The sequence below is a fragment of the Gemmatimonadaceae bacterium genome (genome assembly GCA_036003045.1).
Lineage (GTDB): Bacteria > Gemmatimonadota > Gemmatimonadetes > Gemmatimonadales > Gemmatimonadaceae > JAQBQB01.
The window spans coordinates 1-4,960 of record DASYSS010000075.1 but is presented as its reverse complement, the minus strand read 5'-3'; the positions used below and the strand labels follow the sequence as shown (position 1 = coordinate 4,960).

Here is a 4,960-nt window from a genome sequence, read left to right as displayed (position 1 = left end):
GCCTCGCGCCTCGCGCCGTCGATTCGGCGCTCGTTGCTCGTGCTCTTCGGTGCCGTCGGACTCGTGCTGCTCATCGCGTGCGTGAACGTCGCCAACCTGCTGCTCGGCCGCGCGAGCGCGCGTAAACGGGAGATGGCGGTGCGCGTCGCCATTGGCGCGGGCCGCGGACGGCTCGTCCGGCTGCTGCTCACCGAGAGCCTGTTGCTCGCCGCCGTCGGCGCCGTGACGAGCGTCGCGGTCGCATGGCTCGGCGTTCGGGCGCTCGGGACGATCAATCCGGGAACGACCTTACGCGTGTCGCGCGACAGCGGACTGGGGGCCGTCGCGTTCTCGTCGATCGCGCTCGACTGGCGTGCTCTCGGGTTCACGCTGGTCGTCTCGCTGGCCGTCGGCGTGCTCTTCGGGCTGGCGCCGGCGCTCGGCGTGGCGCGTGAGTCTTCCAGCGGAGCGCTCAAGGGCGATCGCGTGCTCGCCGCCGGCGGGGGACGGCGGATTCTCGTCGTGGCGGAAGTCGCGCTCGCGTTGGTGCTGCTGGCCGGCTCCGGTCTGATGATCCGCAGCTTGGCGAACTTGCTCGCCATCGATACCGGCTTCGATTCGCGAAACGTCCTCACATTCCGGCTCACGCTGCCGCCCGGAACGATGTCGCGCGACTCGATGCCCGGGTTTTATTCACAGATCCTCGAGCGCGTGCGGGCGGTTCCCGGCGTCGCCGATGCCGCGCTCGACAACTGTGCCCCGAGCGGCGGGTGGTGCAACCGCACCGGGATGCAGCGCCACGACGTGGCCGGCTTCGACATCGTTCACTCGCCGCTCATCGGCGTGGACTGGGTGACGCCAACGTGGTTCTCGCTCATGCGAATTCCTATGAAGCGAGGCCGTTCGTTCAACGGAACCGAACGGATCGGCGGCCCGAAGGAGGTCATGCTCAACGAGACGGCGGCGCGAACGTTCTTTGGCGCCACCGATCCGGTCGGCAAGCGCGTCGGGCTGGGCATGGGAGGCATGGACACCGCCGAGGTGATCGGGATCGTTCGCGACGTGCGCCAGCAACCGGATTCGGCTCCAGGGTCCGTCGCCTACGTCGCTTACGCCCAGTCGCCCCGCCCGGGAATGATCATTTTCGCGAAGACGGTTCGAGACGCCGCTTCGGTCGGCGCTGAGGTTCGTCGCGCGGTTCACGAGATCGCGCCGCAGCTTCCCGTGTACGACATGCAAACGATGATGGAACGCGGCGTGGCCGCGACGGCACAGGCTCGATTCCGCGCCGCCCTTCTCGCGCTCTTCGCGATCACCGCGCTAGCGCTCGCGGCGGTCGGCATCTACGGCGTGATGTCGCTGGCGGTCACGGCACGCACGCGCGAGATGGGCATCCGGATCGCGCTTGGCGCGGAGCAGACGCGCGTTCAGCGTCTGGTGATCGGCGAGGGACTCGGATTGGTCGGCGTGGGCGTCGTGATCGGACTCGTCGGTGCGCTGGCGACGACGCGTGTCCTACAGACCTTTCTGTTCGATCTCACGTCGAGCGATCCGGTCACCTATGTAGCGATCGTCGTCGTGGTCGGCGGGGCCGCAATCGCGGCGAGTTGGATTCCCGCACGGCGCGCTTCACGCGTGGATCCCGTCGTGGCGCTGCGCGCGGAATAGCGCTCACTTCGGCGCGTACGTCAGAAGTCCACCGACTAGTCTCGCGGGTGAGGCGAGTCGGTGGACCTCGCCGGGACGTTCGTCGCGAATGTGCACGACTTCGACGCCGAGTGACGTGAGGACGTCGGCGATGATGCGACGATGGCAGCGCCACCAGAGAATCTCCGCGCACATGATCACGGCTCGCAGACCGCCGGCGATCATCATCAGCTCGAACAGTCCGTCGGCGAACTCCTCGGTCATTGCGTATTCGGCGTACGCGCGAAATGCCGGGTGTCGCCACGCGGTCGCCGACGAGCCGTCGGACGAGCGGCGCCGCCCGCCGAGCGCCGAAATCCAGCGATAGTCGATTCCTGCCGTCGAGAGTCCGGCCGCGAGAGTATCGGGATTGAATTGCGGCACACGTCGCGAGCCCGGAAAGCGCCGCACGTCGACCACGACCTCGATGCAGTGAGCCTCGAGGATGCTGACGAATTCGTCGAGCGGGCGCGTCGAATGACCGATCGCCCAGATGGTCAATGGCGATTCGACGGGGAACGCGCCCATCTTTTTCCGCGGTCCTATTGTGCGCACGATTGTATCTCGATCGATTCGGACCTCGAAACGAAAGATGGCGATTTCCTCCGAACGGCTGGCGACCTTTCACCAATCGACGCGCTCGCTGCGATCGGCGCCGAAAACCCTCGTTCGCACGTTTTATCCGGCGCTGACTACGTAACCGGGCACGACCGACTACGTCATCCGTCCGATGGGATTGGTCGTGCCCGGGAAACATCTTCGTCCGCAGATCTCCTCCCCCCGGACGCAAGGTGTTTCGTGCGACTCCAACTCGCGGCGCCACAGCCAGCCGGAAAATCCTGGACGATCGCGGATTCGGTCTGCGACTCCCAACAGACCGGCGACCTGACGCCGGGCGAGCGGCGCGAGTACGACTCGCAGCCGCACGAGGGTCGCCGGCGCGATTGGCTCGCGGGGCGGCGGGCCGCGAAGGAAGCCGTTGCGGCGCACTGCGGCGTTCCGGCGACCCACGTCCGTCTCGTCCCTCGCGACGGTTCAGCGCCGACCGCTGTCTTGCGTGACGACGACACGACGCCCCGCGCTCTGCCGATCTCGATTTCGATCTCGCACTGCGACGGTCGCGGCATCGCGGTGGTCGCTGACCACCCCGCGCGGGTCGGTGTCGATCTAGAGCGCGCCGGCCACATCGAACGCGATCACTTGCGGTATTTCTTGTCACCGGCCGAGTGGCTCGTCGCCGAACGCGCGGGCGCGACGCTCGTCTGGGCGCTCAAGGAAGCCGCGTGGAAGGCGCTCGGGCTCACGGACGCGACGCCCTTCTCGGCGCTGCGTCTCGCGATCGACCGCGCGTCGGCGTTGCGCGGCTTGTGGCTGCGCGGCGACTGGATTCCGGCGACGGCCCGCTGGTGGCGCGTCGACGAGTGCCTGCTCGCGGCCGCGGTCTATGTCGATCCGATGGCGGAGTCTCGATGAGCCACGTGTCTGTGGGAATCACCGGAATCGCGTACGCGTTTCCCGAACATCGCCGTTCGCTGTCGGAGCTGGCGCGACGCGGTCAGCTGCAGAGCGCGCCGGAGCAGCTCGAGGCTTTCGGGTTCTCGAACGTGTACGTCGCCGAATGCGAGACGCCCTACTCGCTGGCGCTCGAGGCGGCGGCCGCGGTCATGACGGACAGTGGTGTCGCCGCGTCCGACATCGACGTCTTGCTCTACTGCGGGACGCCGTCGCTCGCGTTCACGCCAGGCGGCTCGGCGAGCGACGCCGTCGCGCACGTCGCGACCACTCGACGGTTTCGGTATCCCGCCACGCGCCTTCAGTTCGACCTGGGTCTCGAGCGGGCGTCCACTGTCGCGGTCGATCAGCTCGCGTGCACGTCGCTCTTCGCAGCCGTGCGGATCGCGCGCTCGCTGTGCGCGGTCGGCGAGGCTCGCCGCGTGCTCTGCGTTTCGTCGGAGTTTTTTCCGGAAGACGCCGGGCGCGAAGCCATCTTCAACTGCACGTCCGACGCTGCGTGCGCGCTCGTCGTGGAAGCGGGCGGCGATCGTAATCGCATCGTTTCTTCGGCGCAGGTCACGAAGGGATACTACTGGGACTGTGACGCGATGCGGAACGAGATCGTCGCGTCCTACTTCCCCACCGCGAGACACGTGATCGGCGAAGCACTCCGCGCCGCGAACTGGTCGGCCACGGACGTGTCGCTGGTGCTTCCGCACAACGTCAGCGCGCGAAGCTGGGACATTTTGCTCGGCTTGACCGGCATCCCGCGCGAGCGCCTCTGGGATCGCAACATCGCGCGCGTCGGACACACGCTCGCCGGCGACAACTTCATCAACCTGCGCGACGCGCTCGACGAAGGCAGCGTCCACCCCGGCGACCGATTGCTGCTTTTCTCCTATGGATACGGCGCCCACTGGACGGCGCTCACGCTGGAGGCATGAACGTGCCCACACCGCACTCGATTTTTCTCACGGGCGCGACTGGATTGTTGGGCCGCGGCGTCCTCGCGCGACTTTTGGCGGCGGACCCGAACACGCGCGTGATGGCGCTCGTGCGCGACGCCGATCGCTGGAGCGCCGTCAGCCGCTCGATCCCCGGCATCGAGCGCGTCATGCCCATCGGCGGCGACCTTCGCGGCGAGGGCCTCGGACTCAACGCGTGGGCGAGACAGCAAGTACGACGGAGCGCGACAGCGATCATCCACCTCGCGGCCGATACCAAGTTCTCGCGTCCGCTCGACGAGGCCCGCGCCGTGAACACGGCCGGCACGATGCGAGTGCTCGAGCTGGCGTCCGAGTGCGCGGCCCGGGTTCGATTCGCCCATGTGAGCACGGCGTTCGTCGCTGGCAAGCGCACCGGCGCGATCGGTGAAGGCGATTCGACCCACGACGCCGGCTGGGCGAACGCGTATGAACGGTCGAAGTTCGAAGCCGAAGCGCTGGTCCGTGTTCACGCGGACGATTGGACGATCCTCCGGTCCAGCACGGTCGTCTGCGACGACGCGAGCGGTGTCGTGAATCAGTTCAACGCCGTGCATCGCGCGCTCCAACTGTATCGCAACGGGCTCGCGGCCATGATGCCGGGCGTGCCTGGCTCCGCCGTCGACGCGGTGACGACGACATACGTCGCGGACGCGATCGCCCGCCTCGCGTTTCATGAGGATCTGCACCGTCGGTCCGTGCACCTCTGCGCCGGAACCGGTGCGCTGCCGCTCGACGAGCTGCTCGAGATCACATGGGAGCGTTGGGCGAGCCTCGACGCGGCATGGCGGCGCCGCGGAATCCCGCGGCCGGCGCTC

General features: G+C 67.8%; 5 protein-coding genes. 4 read left to right on the top strand and 1 reads right to left on the bottom strand.

Features of this window, described 5'->3' with window-relative positions; translation table 11 throughout:
• Positions 1-1,647: FtsX-like permease family protein (locus VGQ44_17685; protein ID HEV8448669.1), on the top strand; the 1,647-nt coding region annotated here is incomplete at its 5' end.
• Positions 1,648-1,650: 3 nt separating this feature from the next.
• Here the strand turns inward: VGQ44_17685 and VGQ44_17680 are convergent.
• Complete coding sequence (locus VGQ44_17680) at positions 1,651-2,220, bottom strand: DUF488 domain-containing protein (GenBank protein ID HEV8448668.1); 570 nt, start codon at positions 2,218-2,220, stop codon at positions 1,651-1,653.
• Between the two features lie 243 nt (positions 2,221-2,463).
• On the opposite strand from VGQ44_17680, the gene VGQ44_17675 reads away from it, so the two are divergent.
• From VGQ44_17675 to VGQ44_17665, 3 genes are all read left to right on the top strand, one after another.
• On the top strand, positions 2,464-3,138 hold the full coding sequence (locus tag VGQ44_17675) for a 4'-phosphopantetheinyl transferase superfamily protein (GenBank protein HEV8448667.1): 675 nt from the start codon (positions 2,464-2,466) through the stop codon (positions 3,136-3,138).
• Complete coding sequence (locus VGQ44_17670) at positions 3,135-4,103, top strand: 3-oxoacyl-[acyl-carrier-protein] synthase III C-terminal domain-containing protein (protein HEV8448666.1); 969 nt, start codon at positions 3,135-3,137, stop codon at positions 4,101-4,103. Before VGQ44_17675 ends, VGQ44_17670 begins: the two co-directional genes overlap by 4 nt.
• The coding region (locus tag VGQ44_17665) for an SDR family oxidoreductase (protein ID HEV8448665.1) at positions 4,100-4,960 on the top strand (861 nt) is incomplete at its 3' end. The genes VGQ44_17670 and VGQ44_17665, both read left to right, overlap by 4 nt.

Coding starts and splice junctions, on each gene's coding strand:
- VGQ44_17670 (HEV8448666.1), top strand. CDS start 3,135: ATGAGCCACGTGTCTGTGGGAATCACCGGAATCGCGTACGCGTTTCCC.